Here is a 3,296-nt window from a genome sequence, read left to right as displayed (position 1 = left end):
GGCCCGCAAGCTCGGCCGCGAGCGCGGCATCCGAGGCAGGCTTCAGCCGCGCCGGATTGCCGTCATACCAGCCGCCATAGAGCCGCCAGATATTGTGGATGACGAATTCGGGCTCGTCGTAAACCGGCCGGAGATAGGGCTTGTTCATCAGGCTGTCGGGCAGCTTCACCCCGTGGACGATGTCATCGAGGCGGGCGCCCGCATTCATCATGTCGAGGGTCTGGCTCACCAGTGTCTCGAGGGCGGTGGCGATATTGTCGAGCACGGTGGCGATGCGCGCCCGCCCGGCGATGGGCAGGCCATGGGCGGGAAGCAGAAGCTCCGGCTCGAGCGCCGCCATTTCGCGCAGCGCCTGCGCCCATTCGAGCGGGTAGCGCTGCACCTTCTGGGGATTGCCCGCATTGGGAAAGACCCAGGTGACGAAATCGCCCGAGCAGATCGCCTTGTGCTCCGGCACCCAGGCCCAGAGATGGTCGTCGGTTTCGCCGATGGCGTGGCGCAGCTCGAAGCGCGTGTCGCCCGCGCGGATCTCCAGCCGGTCGCGGAAAGTCGTGTCGGGCTCGATCCAGGGATCGGGACCGAAGCGCCTCGGGCCCGGCGCGGCGCTGCCCTCGCCCATCCGCAATTCGGAGGCGGGCGCGAACTGGCGCGCATTGATCGTGTAGTTGTAGCCATTGGTGAGCTCGTAGCGGCGGAAGCGCGGGCTCACATTCTCATGGCCGATGATGCGGGGACGGCGCGCCGATTTCTCGCAAGCCTCGCAGACGAAGGCGCCCGTTCCGCCGACGTGATCGGCATGTCCATGGGTGTAGCAGATGTTGGAGACGGGCTCGTCGGTCCAGCGCCTGAGCGACTTCAGCACGCCGCCCGCAAAGGCTTCGAGGCTCGTGTCGAAAAGCACCAGACCGTCGCCGGTGCGGAAGACGACGACATGCGAGAACGCCTCGATCATGGCGATGCCGTCGCCAAGCTCGGAAAGCTCCGTTGTCGGACGGTTGACGAGCCCCGCCCCTTCGTAGATGTCATTGTCGATATAGCGCGCGGAAAGCGCCAGCAGGTCGGCCATGTCGTGCCCTCGCATGCGAAAGGGATTGCAGACGGAAACGGCGGGGATGGTCCCCGCCGCGTCATGGCCTGTCGATGATTTTCTCAGCTCATTCCGCAATACGGAATTCTAGGCTCAGGACTTGAGAAGCCCCGTGCCCTTGCCGATCACGCGGTCGACGAAGCGCCTGGGCAGGAGGCGGGGGATCGTCCAGTTCATGAGCCGGCCCTTGACGACCGCATAGCGCACGCTCGGGCGCTTCACCGTCAGCGCCTTCAGGATGGCGCGGCCGAGCGCCTCTGGCGGCAGGCCCGCCTTGCCGGTGGCGAGGAAATAATCGCGGAACTTCACGAGGCTCGGATAATAGGGGCTGTTCGCATAGCGCGTGACGTCGATCTCCTCGGCCTTGTCCCAGATCGCGGTGCGGACCGGGCCGGGGCCGATGACGATGACGTCGATGCCGTAGAGGAGCAGTTCGCGTCGCAGGCTCTCCGAAAGACCCTCGAGCGCGAATTTCGACGCCGAATAGGGGCCGAGAAAGGGTGCGCCCTGCACGCCGCTCACGGAACTGATGTTGACGATGCGGCCCGGCGCGCCCTTGCGCGAACGGTCGGCGCCGAGTAGCGGCGCGAAGGCCCGCGTGACGATGAGCGGCCCCGTCACGTTCACTTCCATCTGGGTGCGGAATTCATCGAGATCGAGATCGAGGAGCGGGCCCGAAACGGCGATGCCCGCATTGTTGACGAGGCCGAAAAGCGTCTCGCCCTTGAGAGCCTCGCTGACCGTGGCGGCGGCGCGGCTGACCGCCGCCTCGTCGGTCACATCGAAGAGAAGCGGCGTGAAGCGCGCGCCGAACTCCTTCTTCAGCCGCTCCGCATCGGCCTCCTTGCGGACGCTGCCAAAGACGTGAAAACCCGCCTCCGTCAGCACCTTCGTCGCGCCGAAGCCGATGCCCGTCGACACGCCCGTCACAACCACGCTCTTCATGCGCCCCTCCTCATCGCAATGACCGGAAGAGATCAAATGGTCATCCGGCATCAAGGATCAAGAACGAATTGCGCCGGTGCGGAAACGCCGCCCTGACAAGGCAGACCCTTCCGCGCCCGGCGCCCGGCTGCCCCGATCTCAGGCGATGGTGACGCCGCCATCGATGACGAGCTGCTGGCCGGTCATGAAGGCGCCGGCGGGGCTAGCCAGGAAGACGGCCGCGCCCGCGATCTCGTCTGGCATACCGATGCGCCGCAGCGGCGCGTTCGAGGTCGACTTTTCGAGGATATCGGGATTGTCCCACAGCGCCTTGGCGAAATAGGTCTTGATGAGGCCCGGCGCGATGCAGTTGGCGCGGACGTTGTGCACGCCATACTCGACGGCGAGGTTGCGCGCGAGCTGGAAGTCGGCCGCCTTGGAAATGCAGTAGGCGCCGAGAATGGGCGAGCCGCGCAGGCCGCCGATCGAGGAGATGATGATGATGGAGCCGTCCTTGCGCTCGACCATCTGCGGCAGGACCATGTGACAGAGCCAGTGATTGCTCTTCACATTGGCCGACATGATCTTGTCGAAGGCATCGTCGGGGATGTCCCTGGAGGGACCGAAATAGGGGTTCACGGCGGCATTGCAGACGAGAATGTCGACCTTGCCCCATTTCTTCATGGTGGTGTCGACGAGGCGCTGAAGATCGGCCTTGTCGGAAATGTTGCAGGGCACGGCGATGGCATGATCCGCATGCTTCGCGTTGATCTCGCCGGCAACCTTTTCGCAGGAATCGGCCTTGCGGCTGGAGACGACGACCTTCGCGCCCTGCTCGGCGAAGCGGTGAACGATCGCCTCGCCGATGCCCCGTGTCGAGCCGGTGACGATGGCGACTTTTCCCTTGAGATCAAAAAGTGACATGCGGTTCCTCCTGATGCCTTTTTTCCGGCGCATTTGCGCGGCTATTTCAGTCGTTTTCGCGTCTCTTCCGCCTTGCCAGGCTGGCGGCAGGAGGCGTGAATTGTCTCTTCTTCTACACCATCGGCTGCGGTTTCCACAGCGGACCGCGCCGGGAAGCCACGGAGCCTTTCATGCTGATCAAACGCACCATCCTTCTCGCCAGCCTTGGCGCGTTCGCAACTACCGCCTGCACGACGCAGGACCCCTATACGGGCGAGCAGAAGACGAGCAAGGCGACCTATGGCGCGGCCATCGGAGCGGCGGCGGGCGCGCTTGGCGGCGCGCTCATCGGCGGCGGCACCGGCAGCGACCGGCGCAACCG

General features: G+C 65.0%; 3 protein-coding genes and 1 pseudogene. 1 reads left to right on the top strand and 3 read right to left on the bottom strand.

Annotated features, from left to right (window positions below):
- From WBG82_RS16215 to WBG82_RS16205, 3 genes are all read right to left on the bottom strand, one after another.
- A partial coding sequence (locus tag WBG82_RS16215; RefSeq protein WP_424426005.1) for an MBL fold metallo-hydrolase occupies positions 1-1,066 on the bottom strand: 1,066 nt, incomplete at its 3' end.
- Positions 1,067-1,180: 114 nt separating this feature from the next.
- A complete protein-coding gene (locus WBG82_RS16210) occupies positions 1,181-2,032 on the bottom strand; it encodes an SDR family oxidoreductase (protein WP_424426004.1) in 852 nt (283 codons plus the stop codon).
- A gap of 138 nt (positions 2,033-2,170) precedes the next feature.
- Positions 2,171-2,935 (bottom strand): SDR family oxidoreductase, encoded by a 765-nt coding sequence (locus WBG82_RS16205; protein ID WP_424426002.1) that lies wholly within the window; start codon positions 2,933-2,935, stop codon positions 2,171-2,173.
- Between the two features lie 170 nt (positions 2,936-3,105).
- On the opposite strand from WBG82_RS16205, the pseudogene WBG82_RS16200 reads away from it, so the two are divergent.
- Positions 3,106-3,296, top strand: a pseudogene (locus WBG82_RS16200) (cell envelope biogenesis protein OmpA); the annotation flags it as partial.

Source organism: Parvibaculum sp., assembly GCF_049671045.1.
GTDB lineage: Bacteria > Pseudomonadota > Alphaproteobacteria > Parvibaculales > Parvibaculaceae > Parvibaculum.
The sequence above is the reverse complement of the archived record's forward strand: the minus strand, read 5'-3'. Positions and strand labels throughout refer to the sequence as shown.